This window comes from Coleofasciculus sp. A1-SPW-01 (assembly GCF_040217205.1).
Lineage (GTDB): Bacteria > Cyanobacteriota > Cyanobacteriia > Cyanobacteriales > Coleofasciculaceae > Coleofasciculus > Coleofasciculus chthonoplastes_A.
On record NZ_JAVJNP010000123.1, the window covers coordinates 1 to 22,871 of the forward strand.

Consider the following 22,871-nt stretch of genomic DNA (forward strand, 5'->3'; position numbering starts at 1 on the left):
GCATTTAAATTGGGTATTAGTAGCGAGCAAGATGCAAAGCCTGCGGCATGGCTTCGCTAAAGCCTGCGGCATGGCTTCGCTAAACGCACTACAAGGATTGCGCCATTATTGATATTAAGGTTTAAATGCCGAACAGCTTAATAGGCTATAGAAATTTTGTCTCCCATCTCCCTCATCTCCCCCAGCTTCCCCAGCTCCCCCAGCTCCCCCAGCTCCCCCAGCTTCCCCTGCTCCCCCATCTCCCCAGCTTTTTATCCTTTGCAGTATTGCACTAACTGTTATTACTGGAGCGACGTTCTAGCCGATTTAGCACACGGGTAATCAGTTCAGCTTCCACAATGGGTTTTTTGATATAGTCATCTGCACCAACGGTAAAAACTTGCTGCACTGTTTGTACTTCGGTATGGGCGGAGAGAAACAACACGGGCAAGTTACTCCAGCGTAAATCATGACGAACAACCTGACATAACTCAATGCCACTATATTCGGGCATTTCTACGTCTAAAATTAGTAAGTCAGGAGATACAGCTTCTAGGACATCCCAGAAGCGTTGGGGATGTGCCAAAGTGGTGACGTTTAGTCCCCAAGGTTGTAGTAAATGGCGCAGCAGGGCGAGGATTTGTGGATCATCATCCACGACTAAGACGTTAGATTCTCCCGATTTCTGCTGATTAATCGCTTGAGTCACCGCTTGCAAAATTTCTGGGGGAGTCATGGGTTTCTGTAAAAAGGTAGCAGCGCCTAAACGGGCGGCTTTGACTCGACTGCTTAAATGATTTTGACTGGAAAAGATTAAAACGGGAATGTTGGAGTGTTGAACAGCAAGTTCTGCTAAGAGTTCAAAGCCGTTTTCTTGGGTGTCAGCAAAGGTGAGATCCAACAAAATCACATTGGGAGGATGTAGCGCGATCGCTCGTTTGGCGGCTTGGAGATGGGGGGCGCTATCTACCTGCAATCCCCAGGCTTTTGCTTCGATTTCGATATGTTGGCTGAGGATCTGATCATCATCAATGACTAATAGTTGGGCTGGGGAAGTAGAAGCCGGGGGCGGATCACAGGTGGGGGGTGTAACCTGATCAAGGGTGGGTTTGTTTGCGATCGCCTGTTGCAAGGAGTCGATTAAATCCTTTAGCTTATGGGCGTCTTGGGGCGTTGCTGGGGTTGGAGTCTGCAGAAGCTGTTCAATTTCGCGGGCGATTTTAGACCCCTCTGCACAACCAAACGATCCCAATGAACCCACTAATCGGTGGGCTTCAATTTTGGCGTTCTCACAGAGTTGTTGATTCAGGGTTCCTGTCGCCAGAGTTACACTCACTTGCCTAAATACGTCTATTTTTTCCGGGAGGCTTTCTTTGAACGTTTGCCAAATTTTGGCAACCGCCGCCATGAGTTTCGCTTCAGACGTGCTATCTGCTACTTTTTCTCTGACTTGTTTGTTCTCTTGTTCCTGAATGGGTGCATCTTTGAGCCGATACCCTAAGCCGTATACTGTCTCAATTAAATTAATTTTGATCCCAGCCGCTTTCAGCTTTTGTCGCAACCCTTTAATTTGGGTGGTTACGGCTTCCTCACCGGGAAATTCATCACTCGACCAAATGTGATCGAGGATCACACTACGGCTAAAAATACGTCGAGGATGACGCAGGAATAGTTCTAACAATCCGTATTCTTTGGGCGTTAGGTGTAATGATTCGCCTTTATAGGTGACTTTACCTGTATCCGGTTCTAGCCGCAGCTGCTCCCAAGTCAACACCTTGGATACCGTGGAGTTACGCCGCCGCAATAATGCTCTAATTCGCGCCATCAATTCGGAGAGATCATAGGGTTTCATCACATAATCATCCGCACCTGCTTCTAATCCGCGAATGCGATCGGCGCTACTTCCTTTGGCGCCCAGGAGGAGAATTGGCATTTGAGAACCTTGATGGCGCAGTTTTTGACACAGATGAATACCATCTAGGTTTTGGGGGGTAACATCCAAGACAGCTAAGTCATAGTGAGAGGTTTGAGCGAGTTCTAATCCATTTTCAGGGTTAGTTGCGGCTTCAACGGTGTAGTGATGACTGGTGAGGGCTTCAATTAGGGGTGAAGCTGTCGCTGGATCATCATCGACTATCAAAATCTTCATGGGAAACGGGAGAATGGGGAATGGGATAATTCTGTATTCCCTTTGATCTTCACCTGTTTCTCATGGATTCTTGAATGAAACGTACATAATCCTCAATAAAATTTAATAAGTAGGTGGGGACAATTAAAGTTAACGGTGGGGAACTCGCTTTCGCGAGAAGCAAGCTACGTCATTCGTCCTTTGTAAGGGTTTGAGGCTTTTTAACATAACTTCATAAGGTTGAGTTTATTTCCACCGACCTACTTAGTAGGGGTTTGGTTACCAAACCCCTACTCCAAACATTGACTTTAAATACATTCCTTAAACGCAACCCAACGGCTGGCGATGGGCATCCGCCAACCCGTGCCAAACGCCCGATCCGTAATCTTTAATCCTGGTGGTGCTTGGCGGCGCTTAAATTCTGCCCGCGCTACCATTCGCATCACTTTATGGACAACTTCTGGATCATGTCCGGCGTCGATGATTTGGGGGGCAGATTGATGGTCATGAATCAGACGTTGTAAGATATCATCCAAGATGTCATAAGACGGTAACGAGTCTTGGTCAGTTTGATCCGGTTTGAGTTCAGCGCTGGGAGGTTTGGCTAAGACATTCGCAGGAATAATTTCTGGTTGAGTATCCGATAATTGCGCTGGTAATTGTTCTGGGGTGGCTTGGCTTTCCTGTCTTTTCACTTTAGTGGAATTCAGCCATTGACAGAGGGAATAGACACGGGTTTTGGGAACATCTGCGATCGCGGCTAATCCACCGTTCATGTCCCCATAGAGAGTACAGTATCCTACCGCCATCTCTGACTTATTCCCCGTAGAGATTAGCAGATAGTCAAACTTGTTCGCGATCGCCATTAACAAGTTTCCCCGAATCCGGGCTTGAATATTCTCCTCGGCTGTGCCAAATTCAGTTCCGGCAAATAGGGGGTCTAAGGTTTGATCATACCCCTGCATCAACTCGCCAATGGGCAAGGTATGGGTTTTAATCCCTAAGTTTTTGGCTAACGCCAGGGCATCATTAATCGAGTGTTCAGAGCTATGGGGAGATGGCATGAGAACACCGAGTACATTTTCCCTGCCCAGAGCTTCCGTGGCAAGGGCAGCAACCAGGGATGAATCAATTCCCCCACTCAACCCAATCACCACTCGTTTAAAGCCACATTTGCGGGCATAGTCTTGGATTCCTAGAACTAAAGCAGACCAAATTTGAGCATTGGTACTTTCGGGGGCGGGTGCGATCGCACTCTTGAGTAAATCTCCTTGGACTGGATCAAAGTCTACCAGCAAGACATCGGTTTCAAAAGCTGGGGCGCGACAAACCATTTCCCCGGCGCGGTTAAATCCTACACTACTCCCATCAAAGATTAAGTCGTCATTCCCCCCCACCTGATTGGCGTAGAGAATCGGTTGCTGGTAACGCTTGGCACTATGTTGCAACATAGCTTCTCGCAGTTGTTGCTTGCCTACACTATAGGGCGAGGCGGAAAGATTCACGATCAAATCAACATTCTGCTGGTTTAAATCGGTAATCGGATTGAACTGATACGTGCGCTTTCCCCAAAACTCCTCATCGTTCCAGAGATCCTCGCAAATCGTCACACCAATTTTAATCGGGGTAGCTGACTCCGCCTCTAAGGTAAACGAATTACTCTGGACTCCAGCTTCAAAATAACGGTTCTCATCAAAGACATCATAGGTGGGCAACAAGCGCTTGTGAAACACCTGCTGTATCTTACCGCCCTCCAACAGGGCAATACTATTAAATAAAGGTTTACCTCCCGAACTCTCCGCTTTAGGATTCGCTGTCACCGTTCCCACTAAAACTGCTAGGGTTGAGGGTAACTGTTCGGCTAAATTGTCCAGACAGTCTGCCATGGACTCCATAAAACTGGGATTTAAGAGTAAATCTCGCGGCGGATACCCACAGAGGGAGAGTTCTGGCGTCAATAAGAGGCGGACACCCTGACGCGCTGCTTGATTTGCCGCATCAAGGATTTTTTGGGCATTGCTGGTTAAGTCGCCAATCGTGGGATTGAGTTGTGCGATCGCAAGTTTCATGGAAAACACACAATAGGCTAGCTAGGTTCAAGCTAACATGGGATTCGTCGTTAGTCATTCCGTCTTTGGTCTAATCTGGTGTCAATCTGGCTTTTTTGATTTCCCTCAAACTTCCGCCACAAAATAAAATATAGACAGGCAGGTACATTGAAACAGTCTTGCCCGGGGTGGGTAAAACTCAAGTTGAATCACAGGCTTTTGCTAACCTGTCAAACCTGATGACAGGAACTTGCGGTGGCGGTAGCTGTCATGCATTGGAGTCAATGACCCTCGCTTACTCCGTTAAACCGAGGACTTGGAAGAGTCAGCTTCCAACGTAAGCATTGTCTACCCGATCGAGTCTAACGCTGGACTCCCGCGAATCATGTTGAAAGTGACTGTGGCAATAGATCCCAGGATTAGATTAGGAGAACATTAAAGCATGGGTGGTCTCAAGCATTTTACCTACCTCGGTGGGATGACGCTAACATTCGGGTTAGCGTTGGTTTTCGCCGCACCTCGACTCAAAGCACAGTCGTTCGATATTAGTTTAGAGTTTCCTGAAGGAGAAGATATTGGTGCCCCTGAGAGGACTGGCGGGGGAGGACAAAGAGGTATACCGAATATACCTTGTGTTACCGGAAATAGAAGATTAACGGCGCTAACGCCAACGAATAATCTAATTACCACCATATCCCCCAACCCTAAATTATTTTGGTATGTTCCCCCCACGACAGCCCAGTCAGCCGATTTTCTACTTTTGGACGAGCAAAACCGGGAAATTTATTATACGAGGATACCCCTAACCCATAGACCCGGTATCGTAGAACTCAAGCTTCCTGATTACATATCTCTGACAACGGAAAAACGGTATCTTTGGACATTTGCCTTGGTGTGTAATCCCGATGATCGCAGTCAGGATCATTTTGCTCGAGGGTGGATTCAGCGTCAACCCCTGCAGACGGGAATCGCCCCACCCGAAGAACTGAACACTCTTCTTGATCAACTCGTTCATGAACCCGAAGGGATCAAAAAACGTCTCCAAGAGGAAGGATCTAACTATGCTCAAGAAAGGATTTGGGCAGAAACGCTGATGATTTTAGCTCGACTCTATCAGCAATTTCCCAATGACTCCGCGATCGCAGATGAGATGCAAGAATTGTTAACCTCGGTTGAGTTGGATAATATTCCAATTAACTGTTGGGTTCACTCCTGTTCGGTTGAGACTCAAGATGCTGAGGAGACTCAAGATGTTGAGGCGATGAGAGAACTGAACAATTAAATCCCTCTAACTTAGAACTCAAAACTCAGATGTACAAATCCTGTAAGCGGTGGCTTTGGCAATGGCGCGGCGTTTGGATAGTGACCCCAACGATTACGGGTTTAATCGTTCTCTTGCGGTGGACTGGGATGCTGCAAACTTGGGAATGGACAGCTTATGACCAATATATGCGTTGGCGTCCCTCTGAATCCTTGGATCAGCGAATTGGGATCGTGGGGATTGATGAGGCGGATGTGAAAAAAATTGGGCAACTTTCTCGATCGATTCTTCCCGATCAGATTTATGCCCAAGCTATTGCTAAACTCAAAACCCATAACCCTAAAGCCATTGGTCTGGATGTTTATCGGGATTTACCCGTACAACCGGGTCATCAGGAATTAGTTAAAGTCTTTGAAACAACCCCCAATCTGGTGGGAATTGAGAAAGTGGTTGGCGATAAGCGCCAGGATGCTGTCGCCGCCCCCCCAGCCTTGAAAGCCAAAGGACAAGTGGGCGCTAATGATGTCATCTTTGATGCCGATACTAAAGTCCGACGGGCACTCTTACAAGTTGAAGATGCCAATGGAGATGTTATTCCCAGTTTCGGATTTTATCTAGCACTTCTCTATCTTGATGCTCAAGGAATTAGCCCCAAACCAATACCTGGCGAACCCAATACCTGGCGGTTGGGAAAAAGCACGTTTTCTCGCTTCCAAAAAAATGATGGAGGTTATGTCCGCACGGATGCTGGTGGCTACCAAATCTTATTAAATTATCGAGGGAGCAAGAAACACTTTGAAACGATCTCATTGAATGATCTTCTAGAGGATCGTATCCCTCCCGATTGGGGACGCGATCGCATTATTCTGATCGGTTTTGTCGGGGAGAGTTTCCAAGACTGGATTTTTACACCCTACAGTAGTAGTTGGTTTGCTTTGCCCGAACGCATGTCTGGGGTAGAATTACATGCTAATATTACCAGTCAAATCCTGAGTGCAGCTTTAGAAGGACGCCCCCTGATTCAAACTTGGTCTCAACGGCAAGAAAGCCTGTGGATTTTGTTCTGGTCTACTATAGGTGCTATTGTAACCTGGCAGGGACGCTATCAGGGGAAAAAACGACGGGTCTCTGTACAACGATTTTTGGGGCTGATCCTGGCAGGGGGTGTCCTGTTGGGTAGTACTTATGGGGCGTTTTTAATCGGGTGGTGGATTCCTGTAGTTCCGCCTCTTTTGGCTTTATCGGGTTCAGTGGTGGCGATTACCAGTTATCTTGCCCATCAAGGGGGTAAAATCCGCGAAACCTTTGGACGTTATCTCACCAATGAAGTTGTTGCGAATGTTTTAGAAAATCCTGAAGGGGCTAAATTAGGTGGTGAACGGCGCACGATTACTATATTAACGTCTGATTTAAGAGGATTTACTGCCCTGACTGAACGTTTAATGCCAGAAGAGGTGGTGAATATTCTCAATTTTTATTTTGCCACGATGACGGATGTGATTACTCAATACCAAGGAACAATTGATGAATTTCTTGGGGATGGAATTTTGGTTTTGTTTGGTGCGCCGACGCTTCGTGACGATGACGCCCAACGCGCGATCGCGTGCGCGGTGGCGATGCAGTTGGCGATGACATCGGTTAATGAACGAATGAAACATCTGGGTTTACCTCCGTTGACTATGGGCATTGGGATTAATACGGGGGATGTTGTAGTGGGCAATATTGGGTCATCGAAACGAACAAAATATGGAGTAGTGGGGAGTCAAGTTAATTTAGCCTATCGCATCGAATCCTATACGACAGACAGTCAAATTTTTATCTCTCAGTCTACTCTAAATGCTGCGGGAAGTTGGGTGAGAATTGATAGCAAGATACGGGTTCAACCTAAAGGATTACCCGAACCTATCCCCATTTATGAAGTGGGGGGAATTGGCAAACCTTACTACTTGTTTTTAGCTAAACCTGATGAGCAATTTCTGCCCTTGGTCGATTCGATTCCTTTACACTACACGTTTTTGGAAGGCAAGCATGTCAGCGATATATTTTTTCGAGGAACTTTAGTCAAACTTTCTGCCAAAGGTGGCGAGATTAAATCAGAACAATTTATTAAACCTTTGACGAATATAAAGATTAATTTACTGATGGGTGATAAATTAATCTCAGCGAGTGAGGATATCTATGCCAAAGTGTTAGATAAACTCAGTGATGATCATTCATTTTATATTCACTTTACATTTTTACCGCCCCCTGTAGAAACGATGTTATCCAATCGTTATAAGTTACTGCGTCAACGTCAGGGCGAAAGTCAAGAACAGGCAATAAAACCTTAGAACACCAGTCCAGTAATCGGATGATCTACTTGAATTGTGCCAAAATGGGAACAAGACGAGGACATGATATGATGCTGCCGATAGTGTGGTTGAGGTGTTTTAAAACTGGAGTTTAGACTAATTCTGAAAATCCCAAATTTTAGTCTAAAGTCCAGTTAAAATTGATAGCGGAGTTGAGCTCTAACCCCATGGTCGGTGTAGTCTTCGCGCCCGACGACTGTTTCGTAATCGATCGCGCCGGAAAAATTCGGGGAAAACTGCACGTCCATTCCAGCGCCTAATCTCACGTAATCGCGATCGGGGTCGTCTGTAGTCGCCCGGATCGGAATGCCCGGTTGGGTGAGGAGTTCCGTCTCGATTTCGCGGCTGTCGTTGGCGAACTGGTGTTCGTAACGTACCCGGAAATTGGGTGTCACTGTAGTGTTGCCAACGTTGAACCCATAAGCCGCCTGAACACCCGCACTGAGAACCAGCGATTCGGCTTCTTGGTCTTGGACTGCCATATTCAGGCTACCCGCACCTTCCTCTGTGTAGTGATCAATTTCCACGCGATCGTAGCGAACTCCTACTGTTGGTCCATAAGACAAGTTACCCGATCTGGCATTGTAACCACCGTTCACATCAACCGAGAGTTGATTCCCGTCCGGGTCAGCAGTAGCCCTGCGGTTGTCGAATTCGATTTGGCGGGTTATCTCATAGTCATTCCAACCATAACTGACAAGGGTATCCGTATAAAAGTTACCCCGATTATAGTTGCCATAGATAGAAACGGCATAACCATCAACTTCAACCTCGCCAAGGTCATGATCAAGTTCGGTGTCATTGCTGAGGCGACTGACAGCAACTCCCAGCGCGAGGTCGCCCGTGACGCGGTAATCAACGCCAGCAGTAACCCCTGTCGTCGTGAAATCATAGCCCGGTTCGCTATTGCTGGTATCTTTATCGCCGAAGTTGATGTCACCGTTGACAAATGCACCAAATCGTTGTTCGGGGGGAGTTTCGCGGACACCTCGCAGGGACTGGAGCCGAGCGTCAATCGTTTGAGTCTGCCTGCGAGCAACGCTTAAGGCAATGTCGGCTTGGGGGATAACGGTTTGAGGACTAATCAGTACTGCCAAAACCGCTTCTCCAAACAACTCATGAACGGCAGCAGTAGGATGAATGTCATCCCAAAAAAAATACTCGTCGGGGTTGGGACAAACCGTATTGGTTGCCTCATTTAAGCAAGGTTCGGTCACGTTAGTTATGCCGTATCTGGCTGGCTCGGCGAGAATTTCATTAACCAGAGGATTGACATCGAGCGGTACGATCTGAACTTCACGGTTTTGAGCTAATGTTTGCAAAGCGGCATTTAAGTTGCGGTTATATTGATTAACGGCGGCGGTGAAGGCGTCGGCAGCAAGGGGAGAGGCTAATCCTAGAGGCGTCCTTCCCAAATCTGGCAGGTTGACTACGATAATCGTTTCAGCGCCGTTGGCAATCAGCGTTTTCACCGCATTGGATATGTTGTTGACCGTGGTTGTCGTGTCTATATCTGCTGGGTTTGTGCCTGGAACTACGTCGATGTAGTCGTTGGCACCGCCCCAAACGGTATAAAGCCCATTAGAATCGAGTGGTTGGGTTGTGGTGGTAAACTCAATAACCTGTTCTAGCACGTCCTCTGAGGTTGCCCCACCAAGGGCAAAGTTATTAGCTGGATTGTGATCAAGTCCTAATTCCAATCCCAGAACTTCCACCCAGACTAAACCGTTAGTAAAACGTCCCTCAAAATAGGGAGGGCTAGGAGGGAAGAGACCTTCAGATCGTTCAAATAGGTTGCCAACATCTGACAGACTATCGCCAAAGATGTAAAACTCCTCAAAGTTTTGTGCCGAAGCCTCGATCGGCAACAGGGTAGATAATAAAACAGATGCGATCGCTAGAGCTTGTTTTTGCATGAATATTACCCTAAGCTGAATAGCACTGACTTAAGCACCAATCTGCTCCTGAAACGTTAATACTATTATATCCGGCAAATGACCCCTAATAAAAAAACTGAAGCTGCCCTTCTACCTTCATCTAGAAAATAGGCGTTCGCTTGAGAATCGGGGTAGGCTTACCTAAGTAAAACCCTTGGGCATAATCCACACCTAACGCCTGCAATCGTTCCAGAATTGCCACATTTTCCACGTATTCGGCAATCGTCTTAATTTGCTTCGCCTTAGCCATTTGTACAATAGCAGAAACAATCGCTTCAGAGATAGGATTCTGCACCACATCCCGCACAAACATACCATCAATTTTGACAAAATCTAACGGTAATTCCTTAAGATAGGCTAAACTGGACATGCCTGTACCAAAATCATCCAAAGCAAACTGACAACCCAGGTTTTGTAAACGCTGGATAAATTGCCGGGTTTTATCTATGTTGATTAAGGCTACCGTTTCAGTAATCTCAAAGACTAAACTACTGGGGGGAACCGGATGATTAATCACGGCGTTTTCCAGGAAGTCGAGAAAGCTGTCATCATTAACACTGGAACCAGACAGGTTAAACGCAATAATACACCCACAATAATAATCCCTTGCCCAACAACCCATACATTTACTCGGGTGATAAATACCATTGAAAAAGGATTCCAGCACCCAACGATCAATGGATGGCATTAACCCAGATTCTTCGGCACAGGGAAGAAAGTAATTGGGTGGGATAATTCTACCATCTTGTCCCACCATTCGGATTAAAATTTCCTTGTGAACATGACCCTCGTCTCCCTGAAGGAGAGGGAAAATCGGTTGAAAGTATAAGCAAAAACGATCTTCTATAAGGGCAGTTTGTAAGGCTTGACGACTGGTTGATTCTTGACAGAGATTTTGTTGCACATTTTTCACCTCCAATTTGCCACCTGCTGCTCTTTACCTAAATGCTACCAGAAAGGCGGTTTGAGAACAGGTTATAGGGATAACAGTTAAGCGTGAATGAGGGGCGAAACAAACTGATGTAGCAATTATCAATGAGTTCTGGAATCTTCTGTTTTCAGTTAAGCGTTCCTTTGACTCACCAAAATATTTACGACTCAAGTCGAATCGCTATCGGTTTATTGTTGGGATAAGCGTTTAACGGTTGTACCCCCTAAGCGCTGATCCGCATCTTCCAGTAAAGTAGGAATTGTATCAGCATGGGGACTCCGGTGTAAACATGTCTGAAGGTTGATTTTTCTAATTTGATTAGCTTTAGCACCTGGAAACCAGTGTCCCGCATTGGTTAAGAGGTTGTAACGCATTTTAGCATATTCAACCATATCATAGGCGATCGCTAAATTTCTTAGCCACAAAATCACCGGGATATTCACACCACCGGGGGTTTCCTCGTGGCTGGGTAAACCGATGTGCCAGGTTTTGAACCAGTCTTCTCCGAGTCGTGCGATCGCGGCGGCTTCTAATCGTGCCACAATTGGGGGTAATATTTCATCAACCTGATCCAATAATTCAACGGCTTTCAAATGTTCATCAAAATCACTAGGGCGAGATGCACCTAAACTCAAGGTATGCACCTGGGGATGAGACAGGCAAAATAAATCATTAAATACCATTGGACTCAATGGTTTACAAAGTTCAACTAATCGCCGTGGCGGTTTATACAGCATTCCCCCTTTATCCGATGGACTAATAATAAAAATGCCCATATCATGGCGAGTTGCGGCTTCAATTGCAGTCCAATTAAATTGATTGATATAGTACCAGTGCAGATTAACATAATCAAACTGATCGGTTTCAATAGTTTTGACAATTAAATCCTTAGCACCGTGGGTAGAAAAGCCAATAAACCGCACTTTACCTTGGGCTTGTAACTGACGCGCCACATCCATACAGCCTCCAGGACGAATGCTATCCTGGAGCAATTGCGGCGTGTTTATGCCATGAACTCCCAGCAAATCAACATAGTCAAGGTTGAGGAATTTCAACGACTGCTCAAACTGACGTCGAAATTCTTTGGGATCTGGTTTAGGACTAACTTTTGTCTGGACAATTAATTGATCACGGGGAAATTTGGGCAAAATTTTGCCTAACTGCATTTCTGATGTACCATAACCCCGGGCTGTTTCAATATGATTAATACCGACTTCAATCGAGCGACGAATGGTTGCTTCTAAGTTGCGTTGATTATCTTTCGGAATTAACCAGGCGGGCATATCTTTCCATTTGAATTGATACCGCATCCCGCCACAGGAGAATACTGGCATGTGTAGTTCAGTGCGTCCAAATCGTCTGTACTGCATCATAAAAATGTTTAGAAGTCAAGTCCTTAACGGGTGAATCTTAAAAATTTGTATTCAACCTATCTTCACTTTAAGCCAAAGCCAAAATATCTGGCGATGGGAACGGTGGAAAAATGACTGACAGATCAAGGCAAGATGCTCGCACTACATACAAGGATTTCGTAATTCTTGACATTAAGATTTAAATGCCGAACAGCTTAGACTGGCAACAATGTAAGATAAACTTCTACAGTCGTAGACTATCCCCATCCCTCAATGACTCGATTTCCCCATGACCAATTTGCCAAGGATTATCTTGACCAACTCTTGTCCCCAATCGGAAAAGTGGAAACCAGTCGCGACATTGCTGGGGAAGTGCGAGAGGTTGACGTTTTATTTATCCCCACCTCTATCTCAGATGACTACCTCCTCTCTCTGGGACTTTTAGGGCGCTTTGTCACAACTCCTGCTGTCTTTGAACCTTTTCGCAACGCCGTCACCGCCGATCAAATTTGTGATTGTCTGGCGAAACTGTTTGACCTACATCGGGAATTGAGACGACGCGCCAGACGGGAGTCCACTTCCATTAATCTGAGTGAACTCTCCCAATTATGGATACTCACCCCCACCGCCTCAACACCCTTACTCGATAGCTTTGCAGCCTTCAGTGATGAGCAAAACTGGTTAAGTGGACTCTACTTTCTCCCCCAGGCTTTCCGAACAGCCATCGTCGTCATCCACCAACTCCCCCGTACCCCCCAAACCCTATGGCTGAGACTTCTGGGAAAGGGCAGAGTCCAACAGCAAGCCATCGAGGAGATCACCGCATTACCCGAAGACAGCCAACGGCGGGAGTCTACGCTAGAGTTATTGTATAACTTGCAAGCCAACTTACAAGCCAATCAAGAACAACCCTTAGACACAGAGGAGAGGGAGTTAATTATGGCATTAGCACCCCTTTATCGGCAACAACTGGATGCGGCTCGGCAACAAGCCAGGGAAGAAGCTATGCAACAGGGATTACAGGAGGGATTACAACAGGGATTACAGGAGGGATTACAACAGGGATTACAACAGGGATTACAACAGGGATTACAACAAGGATTACAACAGGGATTACAAAAAGGATTACAACAAGGATTACAACAAGGACATCGGCTGATGCTCGAAAACGTTCTCCAGACTCGCTTGGGACAGTTAACCTCTACCCTCGCTGCTTTAATCACTCCCTTATCGGCATTGCCCTCTCAGCAGTTAACTCCCTTTCTACTGCAACTGTCTCAACTCGAAAATAGTGAATCAGGAATTCAACAGGCACAGCGTTTTATTGTCGAAAATTTACTCAGAATTCGTTTTGGAGAATTGGACGCTCAACTCACCGCACTGGTCACTCCTTTATTAGGATTACCTCCCCAAGACTTAAGCCAATACCTCTCACAATTGCCTCAGCTATCCCGTGAGCAACTCCTGGCTCGATTTCCCCAAGCCAGTTCTTAAACGTGCCGTTGTCGTTCCCTCAGAGGAGCAGTTCAACAACCCCAACTTACTTTGTTGAAGTTGGGGATTGCCGGACAAACGGTGAATGAAAAATAACTAGATATTACTGAACTGATTCTTTATAAACTGGCAATGTAAAATAAAAGGTACTTCCAGAACCTAGGGTACTTTCTGCCCAAATCCCCCCCCCATGTTGCTGGATAATGCTGCGGCAAATCGCCAATCCTAAACCAGTACCTCCTTTTTGGCGGGAATCGGAAACATCGACTTGCTGAAATCGCCCAAAGATGCGTTCAAGGTGTTCCGGGGGAATTCCTCGTCCTTGGTCGGTAACGTGAAATAAAATACAATCTGATTGATGTTGGACACCCACGGTGATCGTCGTATTACTCTCAGAAAACTTGATCGCATTACTCAACAGATTCGTCAGGGTTTGAATAATCGTATCAGGCGCAACATAAACTTGAGCCGATAGGGGAGTCACCTGGATTGCAATTCCCGCCGCCTCCGCGATCGCATCTATCGCTTCGACGGAATGTTTGATTAAATCTGCCACATCGCAGACTTCCTTAACTAGCGTCACTTGACCGGAATCCAAGCGTTCTAAACTAAGGATGTCATTCACCAATCGCCCTAAGCGATCGCAGTCTGTTACCGCAATATCTAACATCCGTTTGGCTTTGTCGGGTTGATTATCATAGACTCCCATCTTAAGCAAACCCAGAGAACCGCGCATTGAGGTGAGTGGGGTGCGAAGTTCATGACTAACCAGAGAAATAAATTCATTTTTCATCCGTTCCACAGCTTGACGCTGGGTAATATCTTCGCCAATACTCATGATTCCTGCGATCGCGCCAGTAATATCTCTTAGCACGGTATTATTCCACGCAATCAGTCGTTCTTCACCGGATTTGGTCAGAATGGAGTTCTGGTAGTAGGCGTGGCTGTTGTGGTATAAAAGTTCATGGAAAGTTTGTTTAAGCTGCGGCTGCTCGGAGGATGGGATAAATGTATTGAACCAGTTTTTCCCGAAAACTTCGGCTGAAGTATAGCCAGTTAAGCCTAAGCCAAAGGGGTTCATATACTCCACATCCCCCTGCCAATCTAAGCCAACAACCAGTAGTTGCACATTCTCTAAGAGCGATCGCCATCGACGTTCCGTTTCTTGCAGGATCTGTTGGGTTTGATGACGCACGCGAATCTCTTGCTGTAAGCAGGCATTTTGTTCGGTGAGTTGCTGGGTTAACGCCCGTAGTTGCAGGTGAGTCTGGACACGAAGTAACACCTCTTCAAGCTGAATTGGCTTGCTGATATAGTCTACAGCACCCAGTTTTAGCCCCTTAATCTTGTAACTAGGATTCGCGCGATCGGCAACGGCTGTCATAAAAATAACTGGAATATCTTGGGTTTCCTCCTGCGCTTTTAAACGACGACAGACTTCAAACCCGTCCATTTCTGGCATCACCACATCCAACAAAATTAGATCCGGTTCGGTTATTGCCACAATTTTTAACGCTTGGATGCCACTTTTAACCGCGAGGACGTTAAATCCTGCTTTCATTAAAAAATCTGAGACTAATTGCAGATTAGCCACAGTATCATCAACTAATAAGATTTGGGGCAAGGAAGAGGACATGAACGGACTGGCATGACTGAATTTTGCAAAAAGCGGCACGTTGCCATTTTTATTGTTGCATAAGTGGGTGAGTTTTAACTCAGACCTTGCACCATTTTTAGTCCGCCTATTTTTTCTCGCTCAATTGTCCTTTTCCTGTAATTTTCCCTAAGGGCGGGTTGAGTCCAGTTATCAGTTTTATTAATAACTTTATCGGTACAACCCGCGCCGACAAATTGTCTTATTCTGCCTCTTATCTTTTGCTCAATTGACCTCTAATTAATGTTAATGACTCACCATCCAAGGGCGTCCATTTTTATGCTGACTATACTTTGGTGTTGTCGATTCTGTAGAACGCTTCACCAGTCGCGGTTCCTTTGGTTTGGGTAAACTCCCCGAATTTAAATTCACCATGGGCGCAGAAAATACCCGTTTCGCTACCACCTGACAGGTTGGACAAAGCAGCGGTGTTCCTGCTTCTGCCAATGTGCGCCATTTCTCAAAATCCCCACAAGTATCACAGCGAAATTCGTACAACGGCATATCTTTTTTCTCCTGATAACCTTCTACCCTCTACTTTCTTATACTAAGTTGGCAGAATTGGCTGATTAAAAATTTCCGTGGGCAAAGCTAATGTACAACAGGCATTAGGAATATCCACAATTCCACTGATCCGCCCTTCAATCGGCGCACAGCTTAACAGTAAATAGGCTTGTTCTCCCGTAAATCCAAACTTTTTCAGGTATTCAATCGCATTTAAACATGCTCGCCGATAAGCGACATGAGCATCTAAATAATATTGCTGCCCAGTTACCTCATCAACTGAAATCCCTTCAAAAACTAAATACTCAGAATAGCGCGGTTCAACGGGACCCGGCTTAAAAATTGGGTTAGTCATCCCATATTTTTCCACACCCCCTTTAATAATATCGACGTGCAGATCAATATAACCCGACATTTCAATCGCACCGCAGAATGAAATCTCACCATCTCCCTGGGAAAAATGAATATCTCCCATAGACAGTTTTGCACCATCTACATAGACTGGGAAATAAATCCGTGACCCTCTCGATAGATTCTTAATATCACAATTTCCCCCATGTTCACGCGGCGGAACCGTGCGGGCGGCTTCAGCGGCAACTCGGTCAAATTCTGCCCCTTTTAACGACCCTAAAATCGCATTTTGCGGGTTGGGTAATGCCGCTAAGGGTGGCACACGATTAGGATTTGTTGCCACCAATTCCGCTTCCCGTTTATTCCATTGTGCCAATAATTCTGCTGACGGCGCACACCCAATTAAACCGGGATGAGTGATTCCGGCAAATCGCACGCCGGGAATATGACGAGAATGAGTATAAATCCCCTGTAAATCCCATATCGCTTTAGCCGCATTGGGAAAATGATCTGTGAGAAATCCACCACCATTTTCTCTAGCAAAAATACCCGTAAAGCCCCATTCATACCCTGGTAATGCACCAATATCTAATAAATCAACAACCAGAATATCCCCCGGTTGCGCCCCATTCACATGAATAGGTCCACTCAACACATGCACCACCGTTAAATCTACATCCCGCACATCATCGGGGTTATCATTATTTTTAATTTGCCCATCTGTCCAATCTTTACATTCAATGCGAAAGACATCGCCAGGATTAACAGAAACCACGGCGGGAATATCAGGATGCCAGCGATTATGACCGACTAACTCCTGTTCTGACATGGGTTTAGTGAGGTCTACTTTAAATAGAACGTCGGGCATAGAATACCTCTGATGAATAGATTGTTTTGTTGTAACTATTCAACGAGTAAACGAAAAGCAATTACTGTATAATTAAATACAAAAAACAGCTTATATTTAATAGAGAAGCTTTTTAATATTAAATAGTGTAAATAAACCTATCCATTAAAGGAGAGTTTTTGCCTAAAGCTAATTCATTAAACGCTTAACTAATTTTTGAGTGATGGGAAAACCCGTTTGAGACTCGACATGTAAAAACATCGGGCTAGGATTTGCCTCTAAAAATACATACTCACCCTGGGGACTCAGACTGGCGAAAGACCGAGAACTAATTTCAGTCGTTCCAATAATCATATTTTTGCCATCAACACATGCCAATTTGGCAGTAAAATAGTATAAATCTACCTTTAGTAAACTTGACCAGATGATAATATTTGCGCCCTAGGGTCAGAGTATACAGCAAAAGCTTGGGACGATCATCTCTCTTCAGGATAGGCAACATCCTACACCCTACACCCAGTCTCTTTATCCTTACAGTGCATGACAACCAACCTCAAGCGCCGATGGCTTGGCGTAACCATTTAATTTGACCCAATTGTTCCGTTTTATGGCTCAGCGTGATCGGGATTTCAATCACAAACTCTGTGCCGATACCCATTTGAGAATTACAGGTAATTTTTCCTTTGTGTTTCTCAATAATTTGATAACTTACGGCTAATCCCAATCCTGTCCCTTGTCCTACAGGTTTTGTGGTGAAAAACGGTTCAAACAAATGCTCTTGCAAATGAGCAGGAATACCTAAACCATTATCGGAAATCCGAATAATCACAGTTGAGTTTAACTCAGCTATTTCCGTACTAATTCTAATCTGGGGTATGAAGGAATCATTCTGCTGGCTTTTTTCGTCTAACGCCTCAATCGCATTACCGAGAATATTGATAAACACTTGATTCAGTTGCCCCGGATAACACTCTACTTTAGGTAACCTACTCAATTGTTTATTCACTTCAATAGCGGGTATGTTAGGCTTTTTATTGAGGCGATTCTGTAAGAGTATCAAGGTACTCTCCAACCCCTGATGTAAATCAGTTGTCTTCATCTGGGCTTCATTCAGGTGCGAAAAATGCTGGAGCGATCGCACAATATCTTGAACCCGAACAACGCCTTCTCGAATCGAGTTGAGGGCTTTGGGAAAATCTGTCCTGAGAAAGTCAAGCTCAACCGCTTCCATTTGCTCTTGAATCGGGGCAACAGGGTGAGGATAATACTGTTGATAGAGATCGATCAATTTGAGCAAATCACACCCATATTGATGGGCAAAGCCAACATTTCCGGAAATAAAACCAATGGGATTATTAATCTCATGGGCAATTCCCGCCACTAACTGTCCTAAGGATGCCATTTTTTTCGTTTGTACCAACTGCGCTTGGGCATTTTTAAGTTCACACAAGGCAAGTTCTAATTGATACGCTTTTTTGCGTTCTCCGGCTTCTGACTCTCGCAAAGCCTCCTCCGCTTGTCTGCGATCGCTAATATCCCGATGAGTCCCTGTCATCCTTACTGGGTTCCCTGCTTCATCCCACTCAAAGACTTTACCGCGAGACAAAATCCACTTCCATTTCCCCGTTTTACATCGCATCCTAAATTCGACTTCATAGATAGGAATCAATCTATCTATATAAGCCTTTAATACAGCTTTTACTCTTGATAAATCCTCAGGATGTATTAATTCTTCAAATGCCTGAAAATTATCGTCTATTTCGTCTTCTGCATACCCCAGCATCGCTTTCCACTGCGGATTAAAATAAATATCTCCAGTGATTAATTGCCAATCCCATAATCCCAAATCACTCCCAGATAACGCCATTTGCAGTCGTTCTTCGGAAATGCGTAAGGCGGATTGGGTTAACACCTGTTCCGTAATATCATTTAGGGTTCCTGTGGTTCCCGAAACCGTACCATCGGCGGCAAAATTTATCCGCGCATGTACCTCCAACCAACGAATTTCACCCGATTTCGTCAGGTAGCGTACCGTAGGGCGACAGGATTGTTGGACTCCAGTAATCAGCGCATCAAAGTTGTTTCGTCCCTTTTGCCAGTCATCCGGATGAATACCGTTTAAAAAGGATGTTCCGATACTTTCAGCAATTGAAAAGCCAGTAATTTCTGTCCAAGCCCGATTCAGGAATGTCCAATGTCCATGGGTATCAGTTTGGAAAATAACTTCTTTGACATTATCGATAACCGACTGATATTTTTCCTGATTCAGACGTTGGCATTCTTGGCGTTGCTGACTGTCAATCGCATGACGAAATGCCCGAATTAATCGGTAACTTTTGAGATTTTCCGTTACCTGATCATCCGGTGTCCCCGCTTGGATAACTTGCAGGGTTAAGGGTTCATCCTGGTTAGCCCTTAATCCGAGAATTGGCAGGGTTAAGCCCAACTGTTTTATCTGAGTAACCGTATCGAAAACGTGAGGATCAGCGTGGGACAAATGAACGACGAGAAGATCAAACGCTTCCTGACTTAATCGAGTTAGGGCTTGACAACTCTGCCTAACTTGTTGAATAATAAACGAATATCTAATTTCAGAACATAATCCTTCTCCCAATAGTTTTATCGTTTGGTAACCATCTTCGACGATGAGAACTTTCAGCGATATAGTGTTGGGGTTTTGGGTAGGGTCTAGCACCGATAACATAAGATTTGCCTAAGAACCTGTTTCTACTCAGTTTGACTGTTATTTAAAATGGAAGATCAGGCTGTAGTAAATTCAACTGTGACAGTTTATAAACTGAACTACAGTTGTACACGCCTACTCTCGGTCTAATTTCTATTCAGAATGTTTTCAAAGCTCTGCCAATTTATTCAAATCCAGATAAAATTTCTAATTGACTCTCTCTAGATAGAACGTCAGTTCCGTAATCGCAGTTAGGGATTAAAATTCGTCAAAAGTAGTCTGCCCAAAATTTATTTTCTGTAGTTATTGTTACTCTTTGTCAGGAACTTCAGCCGACAATTTTGCTTACTGAAAAGGTACTCTAGAGAAAGCAAGACGACACCCACATAGTCGGTCGAGAGCCTAGTATCAGTGATTCGTGATCAGCAACCGTAAGTGCATCTATGAATGTTTACTGGGTTACGGCTTGTTACAGGGTCACTGCTTTTTACCGCACTATACTAGTTATTCCCTTAGACCTTTTTAGACGTTTTTCCCTGAACTTGATCGAAGTTGTGACTTCATGATAGTTAGGGATTCGGTCATCAATTCATATTTTTAATATTAATTTAATTTATACTTAATATAAGTTAAAGCTATAAAATTCCTATTCGTTGTTCCTTGTCATTTATCGGGGGTAGTTGACTCCACAAACCGAGAGCGGTGGGAATCATCAAAATGAAGGATGGGCTAGTGTAGCCGCTTTTTCGTAGAATAAATCCACAGTCTGAAATTACGGTGATGGGTTGAGGGGGTGAGGGGAAGATGGGGTGAAGTTTTTATTATGGGTGATTTGCCGGACATCATATTACTGGGTCAAGCCGTGTTCCAGTGCATAACGGACTAACTCTGTACGACTATTGGTTCCAGTTTTGCTAAACAAGCGACTGACATATTTCTCCACATTGCGGACACTGGTTTCCAGGCGGCGGGCAATTTCTTTATTCATCAGCCCTTGGGCAACCAAATCCAAAACACTTTGCTCTCGCGGCGTAAAGTCAATGCGGATGGGTGGGGGAGTTTGAGAAATATTACCCCGTTGAGCCAACATTTCCCGAATCGCAGTTAGCTCTTTTTCGATATTCCCTAAATCTGCCGTACCCGCTGTTTCCTGAGCCGTGGTAGCACGACGTTCCAGCAAATTCTCCACAATGGCGACTAATTCATCTGTATCAAATGGTTTAGACAAATAAGCATCACAACCTGCCTGATAGCCTTGAATCCGGTCTGTGGTCATGCCTCTAGCCGTGAGAAATATCACCGGCAGTGATTTGAAACGAGGGTCTTCTCGCAGTTTCTTAAGAAACTGATACCCATCGACTTGAGGCATCATAATATCCGTAATCACAAGATCCGGTGTTTTTTGTTGTAACATTTGCCATGCATCATTGGCATTACTGGCAACATCGACAGTAAACCCTCCCACCTCTTCTAAATAGGCGGGGACTGATTCCCGAATCCCCGGTTCGTCATCGACCAGTAACAGTTGTGCTGACATCTCTCACTTCCTTTGCCATTCTTTATCCCAATGTAATGGAAATTTATAATAACGGCGTAGAACTCACCAGTTCAACTCCAGCGTTGAGGGGGACACCCGGCTCAAATTATTACTCTAGTTGGGGTAGAAGTCTCTCTTCGTGCCTCTATTCCCGCCGTTTTTTGAGTTTTTCTTTCTTTGGAGAGAGTCAACTTTCTCCCTTACCCTCTTGAAAAGAGTTCCACACAAGCGGACACTAAGACTTGAGAGTCTATCGGCATTCCAGAGGTGTTTCGTGAAAAGAGTATTAGGTATCATTCTCGGAGGTGGCGCGGGCACCCGCCTTTATCCATTAACCAAATTGCGGGCTAAACCGGCTGTTCCTTTGGCGGGTAAGTACCGCCTGATTGACATTCCGGTCAGTAACTGCATCAACTCCGAGATCTATCAAATTTACGTTCTTACCCAATTTAACTCAGCGTCCTTGAATCGGCACATTACCCGTGCCTATAACTTTGCTGGCTTTACCGACGGATTTGTTGAAGTTCTAGCTGCCCAGCAAACTGCTGAAAATCCTAGCTGGTTTCAGGGCACAGCAGACGCGGTTCGTCAATATTTGTGGCTTCTAGAGGAGTGTGATGTTGATGAATATATCATTCTGTCTGGCGACCATCTCTATCGGATGGACTATCGCCATTTCGTGGAACACCACCGTGAAACGAAAGCTGATATCACCCTTTCTGTGGTGCCTATCGGTGAAAAACTGGCAACCAGTTTTGGTTTGATGAAAATTGATCACACCGGCAGGGTAATTGATTTCAGTGAAAAGCCCAAAGGGGATGCGCTGAAGCAAATGCAGGTGGATACGACGGTTTTAGGGTTGAAACCCGATGAGGCAAAGGAAAAACCCTATATTGCCTCGATGGGAATTTACGTCTTTAGTAAAGAGGCGTTGATTAAGTTGTTGCAAGCCAACCCCGAACAAACCGATTTCGGTAAAGAAATCATCCCCGGGGCATCAGGAGATCATAACGTTCAAGCCTACTTGTTCAACGACTACTGGGAAGACATTGGTACCATTGAAGCGTTCTATGAGGCTAATCTAGCGTTAACTCGCCAACCCCAGCCACCGTTTAGTTTCTACGACAAAGAGGCACCGATTTATACTCGCGCCCGTTATTTGCCTCCGACTAAACTTTTGGATAGTCATGTGACGCAATCGATTGTGGGAGAAGGTTGTATTCTTAAGGATTGTCGTATCCATCACTCGGTATTGGGAGTTCGCTCTCGCATTGAAGCCGATTGTGTGATTGAAGACACTCTGATTATGGGATGTGACTTCTATGAACCCTTTGCCGAACGTCAATCCAACGTAGAGACGGGACGTGTACCCTTAGGGATTGGTGCAGGAACCACAGTTCGCCGTGCCATCATTGACAAAAATGCTCGCATTGGTCACGATGTTCAAATTGTCAACAAAGATCACGTTGAGGAAGCTGAACGGGAAAAACAAGGCTTTTTGATCCGCAATGGCATTGTCGTTGTCCTCAAAAATGCCGTAATTCCCGATGGAACGGTCATTTAGGTCTTGATTAATGACTAGGGAGATGAGGAAAAGAAAGTTTGAGTTTTGAGTTGACACAGATCTCGATCTGTGTCCTCCCTCATCTTTCTCAAGCGGCTGGAGACCCTGGCTTTTAGCGACGGGAGGAAAGCCGCGCCTCCGGTTACCGTTTACAGTTTTTACAGGGAATGTGATAGAATGTGAGGCATGACTCAACGCGCCTACCGATACCGCTTTTACCCAACGCCGGAACAAGAACAACTCTTGCGCC

Annotated in this window: 16 protein-coding genes; 5 read left to right on the top strand and 11 right to left on the bottom strand. The window is 45.2% G+C overall.

The annotated features are described in order from the left end of the window. Positions 1 to 271: 271 nt before the first annotated feature. Both RH949_RS18355 and RH949_RS18360 read right to left on the bottom strand, forming a co-directional pair. Entirely contained in the window at positions 272 to 2,128 is a 1,857-nt protein-coding gene (locus RH949_RS18355; protein WP_446355101.1) for a response regulator, read from the bottom strand. A gap of 287 nt (positions 2,129 to 2,415) precedes the next feature. Next, a complete protein-coding gene (locus RH949_RS18360; RefSeq protein WP_446355103.1) occupies positions 2,416 to 4,176 on the bottom strand; it encodes an NAD+ synthase in 1,761 nt (586 codons plus the stop codon). A gap of 421 nt (positions 4,177 to 4,597) precedes the next feature. On the opposite strand from RH949_RS18360, the gene RH949_RS18365 reads away from it, so the two are divergent. Together RH949_RS18365 and RH949_RS18370 are read left to right on the top strand one after the other, a co-directional pair. After that, positions 4,598 to 5,437, top strand: coding sequence for a DUF928 domain-containing protein (locus RH949_RS18365; RefSeq protein ID WP_006104207.1), 840 nt, complete (start codon positions 4,598 to 4,600; stop codon positions 5,435 to 5,437). A gap of 29 nt (positions 5,438 to 5,466) precedes the next feature. Beyond that, positions 5,467 to 7,746, top strand: coding sequence for a CHASE2 domain-containing protein (locus RH949_RS18370; RefSeq protein WP_006104155.1), 2,280 nt, complete (start codon positions 5,467 to 5,469; stop codon positions 7,744 to 7,746). A 155-nt stretch (positions 7,747 to 7,901) separates the two neighbouring features. Here the strand turns inward: RH949_RS18370 and RH949_RS18375 are convergent, their stop codons facing one another. The 3 genes from RH949_RS18375 to RH949_RS18385 all read right to left on the bottom strand — a co-directional run bounded on the left by RH949_RS18375 (position 7,902) and on the right by RH949_RS18385 (position 12,005). Beyond that, a complete protein-coding gene (locus RH949_RS18375; protein WP_446355106.1) occupies positions 7,902 to 9,683 on the bottom strand; it encodes an autotransporter domain-containing protein in 1,782 nt (593 codons plus the stop codon). Positions 9,684 to 9,804: 121 nt separating this feature from the next. After that, positions 9,805 to 10,617, bottom strand: a complete 813-nt coding sequence (locus RH949_RS18380; protein WP_052307553.1) for an EAL domain-containing protein — start codon at positions 10,615 to 10,617, stop codon at positions 9,805 to 9,807. A 206-nt stretch (positions 10,618 to 10,823) separates the two neighbouring features. Further along, positions 10,824 to 12,005 (bottom strand): aldo/keto reductase, encoded by a 1,182-nt coding sequence (locus tag RH949_RS18385; protein WP_446355119.1) that lies wholly within the window; start codon positions 12,003 to 12,005, stop codon positions 10,824 to 10,826. 255 nt (positions 12,006 to 12,260) lie between these two features. On the opposite strand from RH949_RS18385, the gene RH949_RS18390 reads away from it, so the two are divergent. After that, the gene (locus RH949_RS18390; RefSeq protein WP_446355108.1) at positions 12,261 to 13,481 is read left to right on the top strand and encodes a flagellar assembly protein H; all 1,221 of its coding nucleotides are present in this window, start codon (positions 12,261 to 12,263) and stop codon (positions 13,479 to 13,481) included. Between the two features lie 103 nt (positions 13,482 to 13,584). Here the strand turns inward: RH949_RS18390 and RH949_RS18395 are convergent, their stop codons facing one another. The 6 genes from RH949_RS18395 to RH949_RS18420 form a co-directional block, all read right to left on the bottom strand. Then, complete coding sequence (locus RH949_RS18395) at positions 13,585 to 15,117, bottom strand: hybrid sensor histidine kinase/response regulator (protein WP_446355110.1); 1,533 nt, start codon at positions 15,115 to 15,117, stop codon at positions 13,585 to 13,587. Between the two features lie 264 nt (positions 15,118 to 15,381). Continuing rightward, complete coding sequence (locus tag RH949_RS18400) at positions 15,382 to 15,639, bottom strand: FmdB family zinc ribbon protein (protein WP_006104093.1); 258 nt, start codon at positions 15,637 to 15,639, stop codon at positions 15,382 to 15,384. Positions 15,640 to 15,682: 43 nt separating this feature from the next. Continuing rightward, positions 15,683 to 16,858 carry a formamidase gene (gene fmdA, locus RH949_RS18405; RefSeq protein WP_446355113.1) on the bottom strand — a complete coding sequence of 392 codons (1,176 nt, stop codon included), beginning with the start codon at positions 16,856 to 16,858 and terminating at the stop codon, positions 15,683 to 15,685. 168 nt (positions 16,859 to 17,026) lie between these two features. After that, positions 17,027 to 17,191 (bottom strand): hypothetical protein, encoded by a 165-nt coding sequence (locus tag RH949_RS18410; RefSeq protein WP_446355123.1) that lies wholly within the window; start codon positions 17,189 to 17,191, stop codon positions 17,027 to 17,029. A 199-nt stretch (positions 17,192 to 17,390) separates the two neighbouring features. Then, positions 17,391 to 19,541, bottom strand: a complete 2,151-nt coding sequence (locus tag RH949_RS18415; protein ID WP_446355115.1) for a PAS domain-containing protein — start codon at positions 19,539 to 19,541, stop codon at positions 17,391 to 17,393. A gap of 826 nt (positions 19,542 to 20,367) precedes the next feature. Further along, positions 20,368 to 21,057, bottom strand: a complete 690-nt coding sequence (locus tag RH949_RS18420) for a response regulator transcription factor (protein WP_006104165.1) — start codon at positions 21,055 to 21,057, stop codon at positions 20,368 to 20,370. A gap of 274 nt (positions 21,058 to 21,331) precedes the next feature. Here RH949_RS18420 and RH949_RS18425 point away from each other — a divergent pair, with 274 nt between their 5' ends. After that, entirely contained in the window at positions 21,332 to 22,621 is a 1,290-nt protein-coding gene (locus tag RH949_RS18425) for a glucose-1-phosphate adenylyltransferase (RefSeq protein ID WP_446355117.1), read from the top strand. Between the two features lie 186 nt (positions 22,622 to 22,807). After that, positions 22,808 to 22,871: helix-turn-helix domain-containing protein (locus RH949_RS18430; RefSeq protein ID WP_446355121.1), on the top strand; the 64-nt coding region annotated here is incomplete at its 3' end.